The organism is Streptomyces sp. NBC_00075, assembly GCF_045041225.1.
Classification (GTDB): domain Bacteria; phylum Actinomycetota; class Actinomycetes; order Streptomycetales; family Streptomycetaceae; genus Streptomyces; species Streptomyces adonidis.
Genome location: NZ_CP108243.1, coordinates 526,971 through 547,036 on the forward strand (window position 1 = coordinate 526,971; position 20,066 = coordinate 547,036).

Annotated in this window: 16 protein-coding genes; 11 read left to right on the top strand and 5 right to left on the bottom strand. The window is 70.2% G+C overall.

All coding sequences use genetic code 11. The features are described 5' to 3' along the window. The first annotated feature begins 125 nt into the window (after positions 1-125). On the top strand, positions 126-950 hold the full coding sequence (locus OG787_RS02415) for a SigB/SigF/SigG family RNA polymerase sigma factor (RefSeq protein WP_369037758.1): 825 nt from the start codon (positions 126-128) through the stop codon (positions 948-950). Positions 951-1,103: 153 nt separating this feature from the next. On the opposite strand, the gene OG787_RS02420 is transcribed toward OG787_RS02415, so the two are convergent. Further along, complete coding sequence (locus OG787_RS02420) at positions 1,104-1,451, bottom strand: ANTAR domain-containing protein (RefSeq protein WP_405534144.1); 348 nt, start codon at positions 1,449-1,451, stop codon at positions 1,104-1,106. Positions 1,452-1,617: 166 nt separating this feature from the next. Here OG787_RS02420 and OG787_RS02425 point away from each other — a divergent pair, with 166 nt between their 5' ends. Further along, positions 1,618-2,430 (top strand): VOC family protein, encoded by an 813-nt coding sequence (locus OG787_RS02425; RefSeq protein WP_405534145.1) that lies wholly within the window; start codon positions 1,618-1,620, stop codon positions 2,428-2,430. 229 nt (positions 2,431-2,659) lie between these two features. Here the strand turns inward: OG787_RS02425 and OG787_RS02430 are convergent, their stop codons facing one another. Beyond that, on the bottom strand, positions 2,660-3,163 hold the full coding sequence (locus tag OG787_RS02430; protein ID WP_405534146.1) for a pep a2: 504 nt from the start codon (positions 3,161-3,163) through the stop codon (positions 2,660-2,662). A gap of 238 nt (positions 3,164-3,401) precedes the next feature. Here OG787_RS02430 and OG787_RS02435 point away from each other — a divergent pair, with 238 nt between their 5' ends. The 8 genes from OG787_RS02435 (at position 3,402) to OG787_RS02470 (ending at position 15,019) form a co-directional block, all read left to right on the top strand. Beyond that, a complete protein-coding gene (locus tag OG787_RS02435; RefSeq protein WP_369037767.1) occupies positions 3,402-3,698 on the top strand; it encodes a DUF5133 domain-containing protein in 297 nt (98 codons plus the stop codon). A 64-nt stretch (positions 3,699-3,762) separates the two neighbouring features. Continuing rightward, positions 3,763-5,751: a maltotransferase domain-containing protein gene (locus tag OG787_RS02440; RefSeq protein ID WP_405534147.1), complete on the top strand. Its 1,989-nt coding sequence runs from the start codon at positions 3,763-3,765 to the stop codon at positions 5,749-5,751. Between the two features lie 4 nt (positions 5,752-5,755). Beyond that, the gene (gene treS / locus OG787_RS02445) at positions 5,756-7,474 is read left to right on the top strand and encodes a maltose alpha-D-glucosyltransferase (protein ID WP_405534148.1); all 1,719 of its coding nucleotides are present in this window, start codon (positions 5,756-5,758) and stop codon (positions 7,472-7,474) included. Between the two features lie 28 nt (positions 7,475-7,502). Then, positions 7,503-8,879 (top strand): maltokinase N-terminal cap-like domain-containing protein, encoded by a 1,377-nt coding sequence (locus OG787_RS02450; RefSeq protein ID WP_405534149.1) that lies wholly within the window; start codon positions 7,503-7,505, stop codon positions 8,877-8,879. A gap of 5 nt (positions 8,880-8,884) precedes the next feature. Further along, the gene (gene glgB / locus OG787_RS02455) at positions 8,885-11,101 is read left to right on the top strand and encodes a 1,4-alpha-glucan branching enzyme (RefSeq protein WP_405534150.1); all 2,217 of its coding nucleotides are present in this window, start codon (positions 8,885-8,887) and stop codon (positions 11,099-11,101) included. A 185-nt stretch (positions 11,102-11,286) separates the two neighbouring features. Further along, the gene (locus OG787_RS02460; RefSeq protein ID WP_369031213.1) at positions 11,287-13,194 is read left to right on the top strand and encodes a long-chain fatty acid--CoA ligase; all 1,908 of its coding nucleotides are present in this window, start codon (positions 11,287-11,289) and stop codon (positions 13,192-13,194) included. Between the two features lie 101 nt (positions 13,195-13,295). Further along, a complete protein-coding gene (locus OG787_RS02465; protein ID WP_369031212.1) occupies positions 13,296-14,189 on the top strand; it encodes a Gfo/Idh/MocA family protein in 894 nt (297 codons plus the stop codon). A 374-nt stretch (positions 14,190-14,563) separates the two neighbouring features. Next, positions 14,564-15,019: a cyclic nucleotide-binding domain-containing protein gene (locus OG787_RS02470; RefSeq protein WP_369031211.1), complete on the top strand. Its 456-nt coding sequence runs from the start codon at positions 14,564-14,566 to the stop codon at positions 15,017-15,019. A gap of 18 nt (positions 15,020-15,037) precedes the next feature. Here OG787_RS02470 and OG787_RS02475 read toward each other — a convergent pair whose 3' ends face one another. Both OG787_RS02475 and OG787_RS02480 read right to left on the bottom strand, forming a co-directional pair. Then, the gene (locus tag OG787_RS02475; protein WP_405534151.1) at positions 15,038-16,339 is read right to left on the bottom strand and encodes an MFS transporter; all 1,302 of its coding nucleotides are present in this window, start codon (positions 16,337-16,339) and stop codon (positions 15,038-15,040) included. A 33-nt stretch (positions 16,340-16,372) separates the two neighbouring features. Further along, on the bottom strand, positions 16,373-17,113 hold the full coding sequence (locus tag OG787_RS02480; protein WP_405534152.1) for a TetR/AcrR family transcriptional regulator: 741 nt from the start codon (positions 17,111-17,113) through the stop codon (positions 16,373-16,375). A 160-nt stretch (positions 17,114-17,273) separates the two neighbouring features. Here OG787_RS02480 and OG787_RS02485 point away from each other — a divergent pair, with 160 nt between their 5' ends. Then, positions 17,274-18,491: a saccharopine dehydrogenase family protein gene (locus OG787_RS02485; protein WP_369031208.1), complete on the top strand. Its 1,218-nt coding sequence runs from the start codon at positions 17,274-17,276 to the stop codon at positions 18,489-18,491. Between the two features lie 22 nt (positions 18,492-18,513). Here OG787_RS02485 and OG787_RS02490 read toward each other — a convergent pair whose 3' ends face one another. Continuing rightward, the gene (locus tag OG787_RS02490; protein WP_405534153.1) at positions 18,514-19,968 is read right to left on the bottom strand and encodes a M1 family metallopeptidase; all 1,455 of its coding nucleotides are present in this window, start codon (positions 19,966-19,968) and stop codon (positions 18,514-18,516) included. Between the last annotated feature and the right edge of the window lie 98 nt (positions 19,969-20,066).

Sequence of the window (20,066 nt, forward strand, 5' to 3'; positions counted from 1 at the left end):
CTTCGGACAGGAGGCACGTCCGTGGGAGCCGGTTCGCCGGGCCTTCGGCCGTCCTCCGTGCGGTCCGTGAGCGCACCCTCCCGCGGTGTCTGTCCAGCCGGCACCGACCGAGGAAGGTGCGCGCGATGCGTATCGCCACGAGAACGAATCGCCATCCGCACGACGACGCCCCCGACACCACCGCCGCCTTCGAACGCCTCGCCCGACTGCCCGAAGGGCCGGAGCGCCACGCCCTCCGCGACGAACTCGTGCAGGCCTGGCTGCCCATGTCGGAGCGGATCGCCGTCCGCTTCCGGGGCCGCGGCGAGGCGCTGGAGGATCTCTACCAGGTCGCGGCCATCGGCCTCGTCAAGGCCGTCGACCACTACGACCCCACGCGCGGCGCCGCCTTCGAGGCCTACGCCGTGCCGACCGTCACCGGTGAGATCAAGCGCCACTTCCGCGACCACCTGTGGGCACTGCATGTGCCGCGCCGCGTCCAGGACCTGCGCAACCGGGTACGCGCCGCCTCCAAGGAACTGTCCGCCACCGTCCCGGGCCGACCCCCGACCGTCGCCGAGATCGCCGCGTACACCGAGCTGAGCGAGAGCGAGGTGCGTACGGGCATGGAGGCACTGGAGTGCTTCTCCGTGCTGTCGCTGGAGGCGGAGCTGCCGCGCACCGACGGGTACGCGCTCGCGGACACGGTCGGCGGAGCCGATCCCGGCTTCGACCTGATCGTGGACCGCGCGGCCGTCAGCCCGTGCCTGCGGGCACTGCCCGAACGGGAGCGGACCATCCTCTACCTGCGGTTCTTCGGCGGGATGACACAGAGCCGGATCGCCCGGCAGCTCGGCATCTCCCAGATGCACGTCTCCCGGCTGCTCAGCGCCTGCTGCGCACGCGTACGCGAGGAACTCGACGTCGACGAGGAACCGTCCGACGGAGAACTGCTCGCCGATGCCTGCTGAGGAACGGCCCCGTACACACCCCAGTCGCCCGGGCAGGTCGTTCACGGCCGGGCGACTGAGGGGCGGGCTCACTGCCGAACCCTCCCGGGAGCGATTCCCCAGCGTGCCCTGCTCCCCGGTGTCACCGCAGGGGCGGGGTTGAAACACCCCCGGTCAGGAATAGCGCTCCGTGTCCGGTGCGCCACCCGGAATCTGGGTGGGTCCGAAGCGGTCCAGCGCGTCTTCCAGTTCGGCACGGATGTCGGACGGCATCTCTCCGTTCCGTCCCCAGATCAGGATCATCTCCGCGAGATTGCGCAGTTTGATGTTGGTGTGCTGGGAGACCTCTTTCAGTACTTCCCAGCCCTGGTCGGGTGTGACCCGCCCCAGCGCGACCATCATGCCGATCGCCTGGTCCACGACGGCATGGGAGGTGACGGCCTCCTTGAGCTGGTCGACCTCGGCCCGCAGAGCGACGACCTGGTCGTCCTCGCTCGGGCCGCCGTCCATGGGCATGGACATGGTCACCTCCGGGTCACGTCAAACGTACTCCCCCATCGTCGCCACAGGGCCTCCCGGGTGCCAACAGGCCCGATCGGGGTACTCGGACAGGCACCGGGACGGGGTTCGGCCGGAGACTGGTGTCCGGCCGGCACACGCCGGTGGACGGAACCAGGACGCGAGTGCCATGAACCACGACACGACACAGCCCAGCGGCGCGACGGACGTCGTCTCGACCCATTCCGTGTTCGGCGCCCCTTGCTGGGTGAGCCTGACCAGCCGCGATCTGCGGGCCACCGAGGCGTTCTACAGCGCCGTACTGGGCTGGCGGTGGCGTTCGGCCCGGCTCGGCGACCGCTTCCGGGTGGCGCTGGTGCAGGGCACACCGGTCGCGGGGATCGCCGCGGTGGCCTCCGTATGGCAGGTGGCGGTCGCCTGGATCCCGTACTTCGCCGTGCCCAGCGCGGACGAGGCGGCGGGCCGGGCCCGCGAGCGCGGCGGTACGACGGCGGTCGGACCGATCTCCTTCCCGCCCGGCCGGGCGGCTCTGCTGGCCGACCGGGACGGGGCGATCTTCGGGATCTGGGAGGGCGAGCTGCTCGCCGGCTGGGAGGCCTGGCGACGCGCGGCACCGGCGTTCGTACGGCTGCACACCCGCGACGCGTTCGACGCGGCCATCTTCTACGGGGAGATCCTGGACTGGGCCTCGGACCGCCCCGGTTGCTGCGAGGTCCACTACGAGGCCGACGAGGTCGTGCTGCGCAGCCGGGGCGATGTCGTGGCCCGTATCGTCTCGGGCGCCCTGGAGGCGGCGCCCGACCCCACGATCCGACCGCACTGGCAGGTCCACTTCGCGGTCGAGGACGTGACGGCCTGCGTCAAGGCCGCGGAGAACAACGGCGGCAGTGTTCTGCGGTACGACGGTTCGGTGCCGTTCGAGGCGGTGCTGCGTGATCCGGACGGGGCGCAGTTCACGGTGACCTCACGCGTCCCGCGCTGACCCCTCAGGCTGCCGGGCGTGCGCGGTGGGCGCCGGCCCTCCACCCCGAACACCACCCCCGCGCTCACCACCGCCGCGCAGAACGCGAGGAGCGCGCACGCCACCTCGTAGTGGACGTACCTGAACACGGTGTGCCCTCTGTGCACTGCGCTCCCCGTGTGCCCCACCCCGGCCCCGGGACAGAGTGTCAACTCCACTGCGCCCCGGGGGAGTCCGGAATGTGCCGCTCCTACACGTTCACGAAGGACTCCCGCGCCCTGCCCGTCGCACCGGCGAAGGACGGGACCACTCGGGGCACCCGGCGCACCTCCCGCAGGGTCGGCGCGGGTCCGGTCGAGACCAGCGGGACGCCTTCGCGGGAGCGGGCCCGGCGCGAGAACCAGATGATCTTGGCGCCGGTGGCCGTGGCACAGCAGCCCCAGCCGTCGCTCAGGGCGGCGATCCACGCCAGACAGCCGCGCAGTTCCCGGTCGGGGCGCAGATCGCGGTCGTGCTCGGCGATGGCCGTGAAGAGGTGCTGGCCGTTCCACCACATCTCGATCACCGCGCGCTTGTCGGTCGCGTGCTCGTCGATGGCACGCAGCAGTACTTCGGTGCCATGACAGACGGGTCCGACGAGGTGCTCCAGGTCCCACAGGCGCAGATGAGCGGCCAGGATGCGCTCGACCTGGCCGACCCGTTCCGGGCAGATCTCCACGTCGAGGTGGTAGTAGCAGGGCTCTGCGGTCTTCATCGTCGTTGGCTCCTCACGGCGGACTCACCCTTCCGAACGCGAAGCGTGAGCACTGTTCGCTTCTGAGTCAGCTCCAGAGTGGGAGCGCTAGTCCATTCGTGCAACACGAGCGCCCCCTGTGATTGTTGAAGACCTAACAAGACGCTGGGTCGCCGCACGTGCACCATGAGTGAAGGTCTCGCCGTGGAAACCACAGAAGTCGCTCAAGCAGTCAGTCATGAGGAAGGGGACCAGCGCCATGCTGCTGCCCGCCAAAGCCGAGGTCGCCCGACAGCTGAACAAGTACCGGGCGTGGGAGCGCGTCATGCTCGCGGCCCCGTCCGACCGTTCGGCGCGCGACAGTTTCGAGGACTCGGGCTACACCTTGTGCGTACTGATGGGGAAGCGGTGCGCGCGCGAGGCCGCACACGCCGCCGAACGCTATCTCCGCACGAGCCTGGTCACCTACCTGCGCGAGCAGGCCGGCTGGACCCACACCGACCGTTTCACCGGGCACGCTCCACCCGCCGTCCAACGCTCCGCCGCAGGCGGATAGCCCACCGGCACCGCCCGCGACGCCCGTCCCGACCCCCGACCCCCGTACGGCAGAGGTGAGACCCATGAGCCCGACTCCGGCCATCGGCCGCATCCCGGTCCGGGACGTGCGCCCGGCCGTCGAGGGCGGCAGACGCCCGGCGAAGGCCGTCGCGGGAGAGACCTTCCAGGTCACTGCGACGGTCTTCCGCGAGGGCCATGACGCGGTCGGCGCGAACGTCGTGCTGTGCGACCCGGAGGGCCGCCCGGGCCCCTGGACACCGATGCGTGAACTCGCCCCGGGTTCCGACCACTGGGGCGCGGACGTCACCCCGGACACGACGGGCCACTGGACCTACCGGGTCGAGGCGTGGGGCGATCCGATCAGTACCTGGCGGCATCACGCGGGCATCAAGATCCCGGCCGGGATCGACACCGGGCTGGTGCTGGAGGAGGGCGCGCTGCTGTACGAGCGTGCCGCCGCAGGTGTGCCGCAGAAGGCGGCCCGTGCTGTCGTGCTGGCCGCCGCACGGGCCCTGGGCGACGACTCGCTCCCTGTCTCGGATCGTCTCGCACCGGCGCTGACCCCGGCGGTGGACGAGGTGCTGGCCCGGTTCCCGTTGCGTGAACTGGTCACGTCCAGTGAGCCGTTGGCGCTGGTGGTGGAGCGGGAGCGGGCGCTGTACGGGGCCTGGTACGAGTTCTTCCCCCGTTCCGAGGGGACGCCCGCGCAGCCGCACGGGACGTTCCGCACGGCCGCGCGGCGGCTGGCGTCGATCGCCGCGATGGGCTTCGACGTCCTCTATCTCCCCCCGATCCACCCCATCGGGCACACCTTCCGCAAGGGCCCCAACAACACCCTCTCCGCCACCCCGGACGATGTGGGCGTGCCGTGGGCGATCGGTTCGGAGGACGGCGGGCACGACGCCGTGCACCCGGATCTCGGGACGCTGGCGGACTTCGACTTCTTCGTCGCCGAGGCCGCCCGCCACGGCCTGGAGATCGCCCTCGACTTCGCCCTCCAGTGCTCCCCGGACCATCCCTGGGTGCAGAAGCACCCCCAGTGGTTCCATCACCGGCCGGACGGGACGATCGCGTACGCGGAGAACCCGCCGAAGAAGTACCAGGACATCTACCCCATCGCCTTCGACGCCGACCTCCCCGGACTCGTCGCGGAGACGGTGCGGGTACTGCGGCACTGGATGGACCACGGGGTGCGGATCTTCCGCGTCGACAACCCGCACACCAAACCCGTCGTCTTCTGGGAACAGGTCATCGCGGACATCAACCGCACCGACCCCGACGTGATCTTCCTCGCGGAGGCGTTCACCCGGCCCGCGATGATGCACACCCTCGCCCAGACCGGCTTCCAGCAGTCCTACACCTACTTCACCTGGCGCACCACGAAACCCGAACTCACCGAATACCTCACCGAACTGTCCGGTGACCCGGCCGCGTACATGCGCCCGAACTTTTTCGTCAACACCCCCGACATCCTCCACGCGTACCTTCAGCAGGGCGGGCGTCCCGCTTTCGAGGCCCGCGCCGTCCTGGCCGCCACCCTCTCCCCCACCTGGGGCGTCTACAGCGGCTACGAACTCTGTGAGAACACCCCTCTGCGCGAGGGCAGCGAAGAATACCTGGACTCCGAGAAATACCAACTGCGTACCCGTGATTGGGAATCCGCCGAGCGGAACGGGCTGTCGATCGCCCCGCTCGTCACCGCCCTCAACCGGATCAGGCGCGACCATCCCGCCCTGCACCGGCTCAGGAATCTGCACTTCCACTCGACCGACAACGACGCGGTGATCGCGTACAGCAAGCGCACCGGCGACGACACGGTCCTGGTGGTCGTGAACCTCGACCCTCACCACACCCAGGAGGCGACGGTCTCGTTGGACATGCCGCAACTCGGCCTGGACGGGCGGGAACCCGAACGGCATTCCCTGACGGTGCATGACGAGTTGAGCGGCGAGACCTACTACTGGGGCCGGACCAACTACGTACGTCTGGAGCCAGGCAGGGCGCCCGCACACGTCTTCCACCTGCTGCGGTACTCGACTGGAGGCCAGTAACGCCGTGACCGTCAACGATCCCGTCCCGGACACCTTCGAGGACACTCCCGCCAAGGACCGGGACCCCGAGTGGTTCAAACGCGCCGTCTTCTACGAGGTCCTCGTCCGCTCCTTCCAGGACAGCAACGGCGACGGAGTCGGCGACCTCAAAGGCCTCACCGCCAAACTCGACTACCTCCAGTGGCTCGGCATCGACTGCCTCTGGCTGCCCCCCTTCTTCAAATCCCCCCTCCGTGACGGCGGTTACGACGTCTCCGACTACACCGCCGTCCTCCCCGAATTCGGCGACCTCGCCGACTTCGTCGAATTCGTCGACGCCGCCCACCAACGCGGCATGCGCGTCATCATCGACTTCGTCATGAACCACACCAGCGACGAACATCCGTGGTTCCAGGAGTCCCGGAGCAACCCCGAAGGCCCGTACGGCGACTACTACGTCTGGGCGGACGACGACAAGCAGTACCAGGACGCCCGGATCATCTTCGTCGACACCGAGGCCTCCAACTGGACCTTCGACCCGGTCCGCAAGCAGTACTACTGGCACCGCTTCTTCTCCCACCAACCCGACCTCAACTACGAGAACCGGGCGGTACAGGAGGAAATTCTGGCGGCTCTCCGATTCTGGCTGGACCTCGGAATCGACGGTTTCCGTCTCGACGCAGTTCCGTACCTGTACCAGGCCGAGGGGACGAACTGCGAGAACCTGCCGCGTACACATGAATTCCTCAAGCATGTCCGCAAGGAGATCGACGCCCACTATCCCGACACGGTGTTGCTGGCGGAGGCGAACCAGTGGCCCGAGGACGTCGTCGACTACTTCGGCGACTATCGCAGCGGCGGGGACGAGTGCCACATGGCGTTCCATTTCCCGGTCATGCCGCGCATCTTCATGGCCGTGCGCCGTGAGTCGCGCTATCCGGTCTCGGAGATCCTCGCGAAGACCCCGGCCATTCCCTCGAACTGCCAGTGGGGCATCTTCCTGCGCAACCACGACGAGCTGACCCTCGAAATGGTCACCGACGAGGAACGCGACTACATGTGGGCCGAATACGCCAAGGACCCGCGTATGCGCGCCAACATCGGCATCCGCCGCCGGCTCGCCCCGCTCCTGGACAACGACCGCAACCAGATCGAACTCTTCACCGCCCTGCTGCTCTCCCTGCCCGGCTCGCCGATCCTCTACTACGGCGACGAGATCGGCATGGGCGACAACATCTGGCTCGGCGACCGCGACGCGGTCCGCACGCCGATGCAGTGGACCCCGGACAGGAACGCCGGCTTCTCCTCCTGCGACCCCGGCCGCCTCTTCCTGCCCACGATCATGGACCCCGTCTACGGCTACCAGGTCACCAACGTCGAAGCCTCCATGTCGTCCCCGTCCTCGCTCCTGCACTGGACCCGGCGCATGATCGAGATCCGGAAGCAGAACCCCGCGTTCGGACTGGGCTCCTACACCGAACTGCCCTCCTCCAACCCGGCCGTGATCGCCTTCCTGCGCGAACACAAGGACGACCTCGTCCTCTGCGTCCACAACTTCTCCCGCTTCGCCCAGCCCACCGAACTCGACCTACGGGCGTTCAGCGGCAGCCACCCGGTCGAACTCATCGGCGGAGTCCGCTTCCCCGCCATCGGCGAACTCCCCTACCTGCTCACCCTCGCAGGACACGGCTTCTACTGGTTCAGGCTCACCCGAGTCACCCCGCGCACTGGCCGACGACATTGAGCGTGTGCCCGCGAAAGGACGCGTCACCATGCCGAAGACCGCTTCTCTTCGCCAGAGCAGGACGGACCTCGCCCGGCCGCTGACCTCGCTCGGTGGGCTGCTGCGCGAATGGCTGCCCCAGCAGCGCTGGTTCGCGGGCAAGGACCGGCCCGTCACGGACCTGGGCCTGCTGTCGATGACCGAGCTGTTTCCGGGCTGCCTCCACCTGCTCGTCCGCACCGGCCACACGCCCGTCCCCGCCCCCGGCGGCACTCCCCCGCCCGGCGACTGCTACCAACTGCTCCTCGGCGTACGGGACCGTATGTCACCGCACCTTCGCCGGACCCTCATCGGCCGCGCGGAGGAAGGGCCCTTGGCGGGGCTGCTGGTCTACGACGCCCTCCAGGACCCCCGGGCGGCGGAACTGCTGCTGGAGCGCCTCCGGCATCCCGGCACGGCCGGCCCCCTGCGTTTCGAGGCCGACCCCGGAGTCACCGTGCCCGCCGGACTCGCCCCGCGGCTCCTCGACGTCGAGCAGTCCAACTCCTCGCTCGTGTACGGCGACTCGTTCATCCTGAAGGTGCTCAGACGCGTCCAGCCGGGTGTCCACCCCGACCTGGAGGTGCCCGCCGCCCTCGCCCGCCAGGGCTGCGCCCGCGTACCCGCCCCCGCCGCCTGGTTCCGGACCGACCTGCCGCAGGACGCGACCCTCGGCGTGCTCCAACCGTTCCTGCCCGGCGCCTCCGACGGCTGGACGCTGGCCCTGCGCGCGCTCGCCTCGGGGCACCCGTTCACCGACGAGGCCCACGAACTGGGCCGCGCCACCGCCGACGTACACCTGGCCCTCGCGACCGCCTTCCCCGGCGACACCCGCAGCATGCGGCACGACACACGTACGGCGGCGGCGATGGCCGAGCGTCTCGATGCCGCCGTACGCCATGTACCGGCGCTGCGGCCGTACGCCCAGGGGCTGCGGGCCGCGTTCGACACGTCGGCCGGGTTCGACGCCGGTCCGGCCGCGCAGCGCGTCCACGGTGATCTGCACCTCGGGCAGGTGCTGTGCACCGGGGGTACCGGCGGGGACTGGTTCGTGATCGACTTCGAGGGTGAGCCGTCCCGTCCCCTCTCCGAGCGCCGCAGCGCCCAGTCACCGGTGCGGGACATCGCGGGCATGCTGCGCTCCTTCGACTACGCCGCCCGTACGCGCCGGCCGTGGCGCCCCGAGTGGGCGCAACACTGCCGGGACGCCTACTGCGCGGGGTACGCGGCCCGGGCCGGCTGGGATCCGCGCCGCATCCCCGGGCTGCTGCGCGCGTACGAGACCGACCGGGCCGTGTACGAGGTCGTGTACGAGGCCCGGCACCGCCCCGACTGGCTCCCCGTCCCCATGGCGGCGATCGAACGACTCGCCGTCCGAGGAGGCTGACCGCTGTGGCCCTGCACGACTCCGCCCTCCCCGACCCGTCCTCCCTGGGCAGACGCGACGCCCTGTGGGACGCCGACGAGCGGCAGCGCCTGCTCTCCGGTACCCATCACGACCCGCACGCGCTGCTCGGCGCGCATCCCGTGCCGGGTGGCGGGGTCGTCTTCCGTGCCCTGCGCCCGCTCGCGCGCGGCGTGAGTGTGGTCGTGGACGGGCGGGTCAATGCCCTCGACGACGACGGTGACGGGTTCTTCAGCGCCCTGATCCCCCTCGATCGCCCCATCGCCGAGACTCCCGACTACACGCTGCTGGTGTCGTACGAGGGCGGTGAGTCGAAGGGCGAGGATCCGTACCGCTTCCTGCCCGCCCTCGGTGAGCTGGACCTGCATCTCATCCGCGAGGGGCGGCACGAGGAGCTGTGGCGGGCGCTGGGCGCCGAGCCGATGACCCACCAGGGCGTCACCGGCACCCGCTTCACCGTCTGGGCACCCAACGCACGCGGAGTCCGGGTGACCGGGGACTTCAACTTCTGGGACGGCGCCGGGTATCCGATGCGGTCGCTCGGTTCCTCCGGGGTATGGGAGCTGTTCGTGCCCGGTGTCGGGGAGGGCGAGCGGTACAAGTTCGAGGTCGTGGCGCGGGACGGCGGCCGGGTCATGAAGGCCGACCCGATGGCCCGGCGGACCGAGGTGCCGCCCGCGACGGCGTCCGTCGTCACGGTCTCCCACTACGAGTGGGGCGACGAGGAGTGGCTCGCGCGCCGGTCCGGCAGTGCCGTGCACGAGGAGCCGTTCTCCGTGTACGAGGTCCATCTGCCGTCCTGGCGCCCGGGGTTGACGTACCGTCAGCTCGCCGATGAACTCCCCTCCTACGTCAGGGACTTGGGCTTCACGCATGTGCAGCTCATGCCGGTCGCCGAGCATCCCTTCGGCGGGTCCTGGGGGTATCAGGTCACCTCCTACTACGCCCCGACCGCCCGGCTGGGTTCCCCCGACGACTTCCGGTATCTGGTCGACGCGCTGCACCGGGCCGGTGTGGGTGTGCTGTTGGACTGGGTTCCGGCGCATTTCCCCAAGGACGACTGGGCGTTGGCCAGGTTCGACGGGGAGCCACTCTACGAGCCCGGCGACTGGCGGCGGGCCGAGCATCCGGACTGGGGTACCTACGAGTTCGACCTCGGGCGGACCGAGGTGCGGAACTTCCTGGTCGCCAACGCCGTGTACTGGTGCGAGGAGTTCCACCTCGACGGGCTGCGGGTCGACGCGGTCGCCTCGATGCTGTACCTCGACTACTCGCGCGACTCCGGGCAGTGGACACCGAACGTGCACGGCGGGCGGGAGGACCTGGACGCGGTCGCCTTCCTCCAGGAGATGAACGCCACCGTGTACCGGCGGGTCCCGGGGGTCATGACGATCGCCGAGGAGTCCACGGCGTGGGGCGGGGTGACCCGGCCGACCGACAGCGGCGGGCTCGGCTTCGGGCTGAAGTGGAACATGGGGTGGATGCACGACTCGCTCGGCTATGTGGGGCACGAGCCGGTCCATCGCAAGTACCACCACCACGAGATGACGTTCTCCATGGTCTACGCGTACAGCGAGAACTACGTCCTGCCCATCTCGCACGACGAGGTCGTCCACGGCAAGGGCTCGCTGGTGTCGAAGATGCCGGGCGACTGGTGGCAGCAACGGGCGAACCACCGCGCGTACCTCGGTTTCATGTGGGCCCATCCCGGCAAGCAGCTCCTCTTCATGGGGCAGGAGTTCGCCCAGGGCTCGGAGTGGTCCGAGGCCGACGGGCCGGACTGGTGGCTGCTGGACAAGGAGTACGCGGCCGAACCCGACCACCGGGGCGTGCGCGATCTGGTCCGCGATCTCAACACCGTCTACCGGCGCACCCCCGCCCTCTGGCAGCGCGACACCGATCCCGCCGGTTTCCGGTGGGTGGCCGGGGACGCCGCCGAGGACAACGTCTTCGCGTTCCTGCGCTACGACGCGGCCGGGGCGCCCCTGTTGGCCGTCAGCAACTTCTCCCCCGTCGTCCGCCACGACTACCGTCTCGACATGCCCGGCTCGGTGCCCGCCTGGCAGGAGGTCCTCAACACGGATGCCGCCCGGTACGGGGGCAGTGATGTCCGCAACTCCGGGCCGGTGAAGTCCCGTTCGTCGAGTGTCCGGCTGACGTTGCCGCCGCTCGCCACGGTGTGGCTGACGCCGGTGCGCGGGTGAGGTGACGCGAGGGGCGCGAGTGGAAAGCGTCTTCCGAACCACTGCCGAAACCACGTCCTGAGCATCTTCGGGAAACCTACTTCACAGTTCCCGACAACAACGTCCGCCACCTGAGCTAGATTCGTTCACCGTCGATAACTCCACTCGTCGGCGCGGTCACAGTCAGTACGATCCAGGAGCAGCGCATGCGCGACTTCGCCCTCGCTCCCCCCACCACCGCACCGCTGACGGGCGGTCTCGCCGACAGTGTCTTCGACACGGCGTTGCGGGAACCCGACCTGCCGCAGCTCGCGCGCCGCCTCGACCCGGCCAAGCCGGACTGGACCGAGGTGAGGGCCGCCGACCTGCGGGACGAGGTCGTCGATCTCGCCAAGGGTTTCGTCGCCTCCGGCATCTCACCGGGCCACCGCGTCGCCATCATGGCCCGCACCCGCTACGAGTGGACGGTGCTCTGCTACGCGCTCTGGGCGGTGGGCGCCGAGGTCGTGCCGATCTACCCGACGTCCTCGCGCGACCAGGTCGCCTGGATCCTCTCGGACTCGCAGTGCAGCGCCGTCGTCGTCGAGGACGAACAGGGCCTGATGACCGTCGGCTCGGTGTGCACCTCGCTGCCCCTGCTGCGCAACGTGTGGCAGCTCGACGACGGAGCCCTGCCCCAACTCGTGGAGCTGGGGCGGCCGGTACCGATGGCCACGGTCGACTCCCTGCGCCGGATCGTGCTGCCGGACTCGACCGCGGTGATCGCCTACACCTCCGGCACGACCGGGCATCCGCGCGGCTGCGCCCTGAGCCACCGCAACCTGGCCAGCCCCTGCGACACCCTGCTCGCGGGCTGGCGGCAGACGGCGGCACCGCCCGGCGAACAGCCCAGGGTCCTCGCCTTCCTGCCCTTCTCGCACGTGTACGGCCTGATGATCCAGGGCCTGTGTCTGCGCGGCGGCATGCTGATGGGGCACGAGCCGGACCTGAGCGGGGACGCGCTGTCGTCGGCGCTGCTCTCCTTCCGGCCGACGTATCTGTACGCGGTGCCTTCGGTGTTCGAGAAGATCTACAAGAACTTCCTGCGCGCCGCCCAGAAGGCCGGCCGGGGCGCCCTGTTCGAGCGGGCCGTCGGCACCGCGCGGGACTTCGCGACGGCTCTCGAACGGCAGCGGCTGGGCACCGGCTCCGGACCCGGATTCGACCTGCGGCTCCAACACGCCCTCTACGAGCGGACGGTGTACCGCAAGCTCCGGGCCGCCCTCGGCGGGCGGGTGTGCGGCGCGGTCTCGGGCGGCTCGCCCCTCAACCGCGAACTGGCCCTGTTCTACGCGGGTATCGGCATCCTCGTCCACGACGGCTACGGCCTCACCGAGACCAGTGGCGGCATCACCGCGCAGCCCGTGGGCCGGGAGAAGTTCGGCACGGTCGGGCAGGCGCTGCCCGGCTCGGAGATCCAGGTCGCGGACGACGGCGAGATCATGGTGTACGGCGCCTCCGTCTTCCAGGGGTACGTCAACGACGACGCCTCCACCCGGGCCGCGCTGTACGGCGGCTGGCTGGCCACCGGGGACATCGGGCGGCTGGACCAGGACGGGTATCTGACGATCACCGGGCGCAAGAAGGACATCATCATCACCAGCAGCGGCAAGAGCGTCGCGCCGGCCGCCCTGGAACAGCGGCTGCGGGTGCATCCGCTGGTGCACCAGGCGGTGATCGTGGGCGACAACCGGCCCTGTGTGGGCGCCCTGATCACCCTCGACCCGGAGTTCCTGGCCCACTGGCGGGGCTCGCTCACCCTCCAGGACGACGCCCCGGAACGGCAGGCGCGTGAGGAGAACGCCCTGCGGGAGGAGATCGGACGGGCCGTGGCCGCCGCCAACAGCACGGTGTCGCGGTCCGAGTCGATCCGGGTGTTCCGGGTCCTCGGGGAGCCCTTCGCCCTCAGCAACGGTCTGCTGACGCCCTCGATGAAGCTGCGCCGGGACGCGATCGTGCGGCACTACGCCGTCGAGATCGACGCGATGTACCAGGCCCGGGCGCCCATCCCCCGGCCGAACCCGGCGGCGGAGGAACTGGCGCGCTGGGAGGACGCCGACAACATGTTCCGCTGAACGGACGGCGCGTACCCAGGGCGGATGTTGGTTGACGGTACGGCGGGCGGGCCCGCAGAGTGATCTCCGTATCGGCCCTCCCGTACGGATTGGACCCTGTCGTGACCAGTACCGCCGCACCGTGGTCGCACCCGCCCGTCAAGGTCGGGCTCGTCGGCGCCGGACCCTGGGCGCAAGGGGTGCACGCGCGCGTGCTGGCCGCCGGCCCCGAGACCGAGCTGGCCGGGGTCTGGGCGCGCCGTCCCGAGGCCGCCCAGGAGACGGCGGCTCCGTACGGGGCGCCGGTCGCCGCCCGGTTCGAGGAACTGCTCGACTCCTGCGAGGCGTTGGCGTTCGCCGTGCCGCCCGCCGTGCAGGCCGAGCTTGCCCTGCGCGCCGCGAAGGCCGGCAAGGCGCTGCTGCTGGAGAAGCCGATCGCGGAGGATCTCGGGGCGGCCCGGCGGCTGGTGGACGCGATCGACGAGGCCGGGGTCGTCTCCCAGGTCACCCTGACCAACCGCTACCACCCCGAGACCCGCCGGTTCCTGGAAGCGGCGGGCGAGGCGGACGTGTTCGGCGCGCGGGCGGCCATTCTCAACGGGGCCTTCCTGGGCGGCGCGTTCTCCACCCCGTGGCGGCTCGAACACGGCGCGCTGCTCGATATCGGGCCGCACGCCCTCGACCTGCTCGACGCGGCCGTGGGACGGATCGTCCGGGTGCGCGGGGCAGGGGATCCGCGCCGCTGGATCGAACTCACCTGTGAGCACGAGAACGGCGCGGTCAGCCAGGCCTCCCTGTCCGGTTCGGTGACTGTGACCCGGAGCGTCTCCCGCATCGAACTCTTCGGTTCCGGCCCGGAGTTGGTGTTCGACAGCACCGACCTCGACCACGAGGAGAGCTGGCCGGTGCTGCGCCGCGAGTTCGCGACCGCCGTACGCACCGGTGTCCCCGGCGAGTTGGACGCCCGTCGGGGCCTGCATCTACAGACGCTGATCGCGCAGGCGTCGGAGGCCTGAGCACCCCCGGACCCCCTGTTCACTCCCCGAAACCCGACGTGACGTGGATCACGCTCTGGTTCGGGGTCGATGCGGAACAACCCGGGGAGGTCGGCCGTTCTTACCTACGTGGCTGCGGAGGGGACAGTGTCCCCGGGCCTCACCTATAGCCCATGGGGAAGATCGTTCGGCTGAAGCCCCATGGAGCCTTTCGCCGAGAGGCGACCGCCCTCCGCGTGCCACCACCTACGGCCCTGGCTGGTCTCCCCCGTCCAGCCAGGGCCTTCTCATGTCAAAAATCGGTCTTGTTCCCTCCGCCGAGGTGCCCGAGACGTCCGCAACGGCTCAAATGGGGGTAGGGGAAGCATCCAGATCGCCGGCGAGGAGCCCTGCTCATGACCAAAGCGACCAAGCTGCTGTCCGCCCTTCCCCCGCCCCGCCGTGAGCGGCTGCTGGCGCTCGCGACCGAGGTGTCCTTTGCCGAGGACCACACGATCTTCGAGGCGGGCGGCACCGCCGACCGTTTCTGGGTCGTCCGCTCCGGCGCGGTCTCCCTGGTCCAGCAGGTGACGCCGGTGCAGCGGGTGACCGTGGCGAGCCTCGGCGCGGGCGATCTGCTCGGCTGGTCCTGGCTCTTCCCGCCCCACCAGTGGGACTTCGGCGCCGAGGCATTCAGTCCCGTACGCGCGTACGAGTTCGACGCCGAGGCGGTGCTCAGGCTCTGCGACGAGGAACCGGCGCTCGGTCTGCAACTGGTGCGGATCATCGCCGAGATCCTCGCCTACCGGCTGGAGCTGACCCGGGGCAAGCTGATGGACCACTACTCCCTGCACAAGCGGGGGCCCGGGTAGGGAGTGCAGGTCCGGTGTTCAGACGCGGTAGCGGCGCAGCGCCGGCATCGCGGCCGCCAGGGCCAGGGTGACGGCGACGACCAGGAGTCCGCCGCCAGCGACGGCCGTGCGGGTGCCCAGAGCAGATGCCGTGGTGCCGTGCAGCAGGTCGGCGAGGCGGGGACCGCCCACGACGACCACCGTGAAGACGCCCTGCATCCGGCCGCGCATCTCGTCGGTCGCCGCCGACAGCAGGATCGCCACCCGGAAGACGCTGGAGACCATGTCGGCGACCCCTGCGGCGACCAGGAACGCCACCGCCACCCAAAGGCTGGTGCTCAGCCCGAAGCCCGTGATCGCCAGCCCCCAGGCGACGACCGCGCCGATCACCATCCAGCCGTGCCGCCGCGCCCGGGAGAACGTGCCGGAGAACAGTCCGCCGACCACCGCGCCCACGGGGATCGCCGCGAACATCAGCCCCAGGGCGAGTCCCTCCCCGTAGGGGGCGTACGTCTGGGCGGCGAGCTGCGGGAACAGGGCACGGGGCATGCCGAAGACCATGGCGACGATGTCCGCGAGGAAGGACAGCAGGAGCACCGTGTGCAGGGCGATGTAGCGGAATCCGGCCAGGACCTCCCGCGCGCCCGCTTTCCGGGTAGCCGCAGGTCCCGGCGGGAGCGCGGGCAGCCGTACGACGGACCACAGGGTGACGCAGAGGGCGAGCGCGTCGATCAGATACAGCTCGGCGAGGCCGATGACGGGTATGAGGGTGCCGGCGAGCAGCGGGCCCGCGACCAGGCCGGTCTGCATGACGGTCGTGCCGAGGGCGTTGGCGGCGGCGAGTTCCTCCTGGGGGACCAGCTGGGCGACGACGGCGCTGCGGGCCGGTGAGTTCAGGCCGAAGAAGGCCTGCTGGAGGGCGAGCAGGATCATCAGGGTCGCCACCGAGTCGAGGCCGACGAGGGCCTGGATCCAGAACAGCAGCGAGGTGACGGCGATGCCGGTGTTGGTGATCAGCAGGAGCTTGCGGCGGTCCATGCTGTCGGCGACCGCGCCGCCCCAGAGGGCGAACACGACGAGGGGCAGGAGTCCGGCGAGGCTCGCGTAGCCGACCCAGGCGGAGGAGCCGGTGATGTCGTAGATCTGTTTGGGCACGGCGACGGCGGTGAGCTGGCTGCCTACGGCGGTGACGGCGGTCGAGGACCACAGGCGGCGGTAGGCGGGGCGGCGCAGGGGCCGGGTGTCCATGGCCCAGCGGCGTCCGGCCGGGCGGGGCTCGTCCGTGGGGGTCTTCGGCTGGGAGTCCTCGTCGCTGCCGGTACTGCTCTCGCTGGGGTCCACTGATGTCCTGGTTGCTAGTTACATCCAATCGGCTCAGCTTTCAATATCACAGGTGTCGCTGGGGCTGCCGGGGCCTTCCACGGCGAGCGTCCGGGCCGCGCTGTCCAGCAGCATGTCGAGGGCCGTCGGATAGGCGCTGGCGACCATGCGGGCGGCGAGCAGCGGGGCCGCCTCGGCGATACGCGGGTGGGTGCTGCGGGGCAGGCGGGCATAGGTCGAGCGCCACATGTCCTCGTCGGCGGTGAGGCTGGCGCGCGGCAGGGCCAGGGAGGCCGCGTCGAGGGCGGCGAAGGCCAGCGTCTGGTCGATGAAGGCGTGGTAGATCCGTACCGTCTCCGGCAGCGGGAAGCCTGCCGTGCGCAGGACGTCGAGGATGGCCTCGTCGGCGGCCAGTTCGTTGGCGCGGCCCGTGACTCGGCTGGCGGTCAGGACGGCGGCCTGCGGATGGCCGACGTACACGGCGTGGATGCGCAGCCCGATGGCCCGCAGGTCCGCCGACCACTCCCCCGTCGGTTGCCAGCCGTGCAGGGCCTGGCCGATGAGGGCGTCGCCGATGGCGAGGGTGAGGTCGTCCATGCCGCGGAAGTAGCGGTAGAGGGTGCTGGGGTCGGCGTCCAGGGCGAGGCCCAGGCGGCGGGCGGTGAGGCCGGCGCTGCCGTGTTCGCGGAGCATGCGCAGGGCGGTGTCGACGATCAGCCGCTCGGACAGCACGGTGCCGCTTCTGGTGGGGCGTCGGCGCCGTCGTTTCTCCTCCGGTACCACCGGTTTCGGCATGGTCGCTCGCCTCCGTGGTTCGTTCGTGGTCCGTTCGCGGGGTCTTATGCCAACGCCATTGACCTTAGACGAGGGCAGGGCGTTGGATCGGCGGACAACGGCATCGGAACCGCCGTAACCACCTGATCCTTCGAAACCTTCGCAAACAGGGAGTTCTGCCATGCGTGTGCTGCTCGTGGGCGCCGGCGGGGTGGGGACCGCGATCACCCGGATCGCCGCCCGTCGCTCCTTCTTCGACCGGATGGTCGTGGCCGACTACGACCCGGCGCGGGCCGAGGCTGCGGTCGAGGCGGTCGGGGACGGGGACCGGTTCGTGGCGGAGCGGGTCGACGCGTCCGACGAGGGCGCGGTGGCGGAGCTGCTGGCCCGGCACGAGTGCGATGTGCTGCTCAACGCGACGGACCCGCGCTTCGTGATGCCGCTGTTCCGCGCGGCCCGCGCCGCCGGGGCCACCTATGTCGACATGGCGATGTCCCTGTCGCGCCCGGATGCCGAGCGGCCGTACGAGGTGTGCGGGGTGAAGCTCGGCGACGAGCAGTTCGCGGCGGCGGACGAGTGGGCGAAGGCGGGCGCTCTGGCCATCGTCGGGATGGGCGTGGAACCGGGCATGTCCGATGTGTTCGCCCGGCACGCCGCCGACGAACTCTTCGACGAGATCGAGGAGATCGGCATCCGCGACGGAGCCAACCTCACCGTCGACGGCTACGACTTCGCGCCGTCCTTCAGCATCTGGACGACGATCGAGGAGTGCCTCAACCCGCCGGTCGTCTACGAGTCCGGCCGGGGCTGGTTCACCACGGAACCCTTCAGCGAGCCGGAGGTGTTCGACTTCCCCGAGGGCATCGGCCCGGTGGAGTGCGTGAACGTGGAGCACGAGGAGGTGCTGCTCGTGCCGCGCTGGATCGACGCACGCCGCGTCACCTTCAAGTACGGCCTGGGCGACGAGTTCATCCAGACCCTCAAGACGCTGCACCTGCTCGGCCTGGACCGCACCGACCCCGTGACCGTCCCGAGCGCCTCAGGACCGGTCGCCGTGTCGCCCCGGGACGTCGTCGCCGCCTGTCTGCCCGACCCGGCGACGCTGGGCGAGCGCATGCACGGCAAGACGTGCGCGGGCACGTGGGTCAAGGGCACGAAGGACGGGGCGCCGCGCGAGGTGTACCTGTACCACGTGGTCGACAACCAGTGGTCCATGGCGGAGTACGGCTCCCAGGCGGTGGTGTGGCAGACGGCCGTCAATCCGGTCGTCGCCCTGGAACTCGTCGCCACCGGCGCCTGGACCGGCTCGGGAGTCCTCGGCCCGGAGGCGTTCCCGGCCCGTCCCTTCCTGGACCTGCTGGAGGCGTACGGCTCGCCGTGGGGCATGCGCGAGCAGTGACGCCTCCAACTGTCCGGCGGTGCTACGGAGCGGACGGCTTGCCCTTGGTGCCGATCCAGGTCTTGAACAGCGGGTCCAGGTCCTTGCCGGAGACGCGCTCGGCGAGGGCGGTGAACTGAGCGGTCGTGCCGTGGCCGTTGCGGTGCTGGGCGGCCCAGGTGCGCAGGATCTTGAAGAACGCCGTGTCACCGACCGCTTGGCGGAGCTTGTGCAGGGCCATGGCGCCGCGCTCGTAGACGGGACTGCCGAAGATGTTCGCGCCGCTGCCCGGAGCGGCGGGCGGGAACGACCACAGGTCGTCGTCGGCCGCCGTGGCGTACAGGCCGTCGAAGGTCTTCTGGGCGCTCGGGCCGCCGTGCTGTTCCGCGTACAGCCACTCCGTGTAGGTCGCGAAGCCCTCGTTGAGCCAGATGTCCTTCCAGCTGGTGAGGGTGACGGAGTCGCCGAACCACTGGTGCGCGCTCTCGTGGACGAGGGTGCTCAGGTCGGGTGCCTGGTCGTACACGGGACGGGTCTGCGTCTCCAGGGCGAAGCCGACCTGCGGGGCGCGGTCGACGATGGCTCCGGCGGCCTTGTACGGGTAGGGACCGAAGAGCTTGGCCTCCCACTCCAGGACGGACGGCAGCTTCTTCAGCACGGGCGCGGCGGCGGTGGCCTCGCGGGGATCGACGGCGTTGTAGACCTTGATGCCGTTCCGGGTGGTGTACTGCTCGACCTTGAACCTGCCGACGGTGGCCGTGGCCAGATAGGAGGCCATCGGCTCGGACTGGCGCCAGCGGAAGGTGGACTTGCCGCCCGCGGTCCTCTGGCCCAGGAAGACGCCGTTGGCGACCGCGGTGCGCCCCTGGGGGACGGTGATCGTGAAGTCGTACGAAGACTTGTCCTTGGGGTGGTTGTTGCCGGGGAACCAGCTCATGGAGCCCTGCGGCTCCCCGGCGACGAACACGCCGTCGTCGGTGGGGATCCAGCCGTCCTTCGAGCCGTCCGGGTCGATGACCGTCTTCGGGACGCCGGAGTAGGTGACGGCGACCTGGAAGGTCTGGTTCTTGTTCAGGGCGCGGCGCGGGCTGACGATCAGTTCCTGCCCGGAGCGCCGGAAACCCGCCTTGACGCGGTCGACGGTGAGGGCGGTGACCTTCAGGCCGCTGAGGTCGAGGTTGAAGCGGGTCAGCTTCTGGGTGGCGCGGACGGTGAGCACGGCCCTGCCGTCGAGGCGGCGGCTGGTGGGGTCGTAGCGGAGGTTCAGGTCGTAGTGGCCGACGTGATAGCCGCCGTTTCCGGACAGCGGGAAGTACGGGTCCCCGACACCGGAGGTGCCGCTCGTCGCGGCTCCCGCCGGTCCTGCGGCGGCCAGCAGGGCCGCGAGGGCGACGGGCACGGTCGCGAGGACGGCGTCCCGGCGGAGGACCGCGGTGCGTGTGCCGGAGTACTTCCTGGGGGGTCTCACGCTAGCTCCTACGGTGTTCGGTCTGATCATCTTCAGGCTTTTCACCCTAGAGGCGCCACCGCACGGAATCCTCCTCCTTTTGGTCAAGTTGCGAGCCCCGGCGACCGGTCGCATCATTCTTTCGGCCA

Excerpts from the sequence above, each read along its gene's own strand:
- OG787_RS02415 (WP_369037758.1), top strand. The coding sequence starts at position 126 with ATGCGTATCGCCACGAGAACGAATCGCCATCCGCACGACGACGCCCCC.
- OG787_RS02420 (WP_405534144.1), bottom strand. The coding sequence starts at position 1,451 with ATGTCCATGCCCATGGACGGCGGCCCGAGCGAGGACGACCAGGTCGTC.
- OG787_RS02425 (WP_405534145.1), top strand. The coding sequence starts at position 1,618 with ATGAACCACGACACGACACAGCCCAGCGGCGCGACGGACGTCGTCTCG.
- OG787_RS02430 (WP_405534146.1), bottom strand. The coding sequence starts at position 3,163 with ATGAAGACCGCAGAGCCCTGCTACTACCACCTCGACGTGGAGATCTGC.
- OG787_RS02435 (WP_369037767.1), top strand. The coding sequence starts at position 3,402 with ATGCTGCTGCCCGCCAAAGCCGAGGTCGCCCGACAGCTGAACAAGTAC.
- OG787_RS02440 (WP_405534147.1), top strand. The coding sequence starts at position 3,763 with ATGAGCCCGACTCCGGCCATCGGCCGCATCCCGGTCCGGGACGTGCGC.
- OG787_RS02450 (WP_405534149.1), top strand. The coding sequence starts at position 7,503 with ATGCCGAAGACCGCTTCTCTTCGCCAGAGCAGGACGGACCTCGCCCGG.
- OG787_RS02460 (WP_369031213.1), top strand. The coding sequence starts at position 11,287 with ATGCGCGACTTCGCCCTCGCTCCCCCCACCACCGCACCGCTGACGGGC.
- OG787_RS02470 (WP_369031211.1), top strand. The coding sequence starts at position 14,564 with ATGACCAAAGCGACCAAGCTGCTGTCCGCCCTTCCCCCGCCCCGCCGT.
- OG787_RS02480 (WP_405534152.1), bottom strand. The coding sequence starts at position 17,113 with ATGCCGAAACCGGTGGTACCGGAGGAGAAACGACGGCGCCGACGCCCC.
- OG787_RS02485 (WP_369031208.1), top strand. The coding sequence starts at position 17,274 with ATGCGTGTGCTGCTCGTGGGCGCCGGCGGGGTGGGGACCGCGATCACC.
- OG787_RS02490 (WP_405534153.1), bottom strand. The coding sequence starts at position 19,968 with ATGATCAGACCGAACACCGTAGGAGCTAGCGTGAGACCCCCCAGGAAG.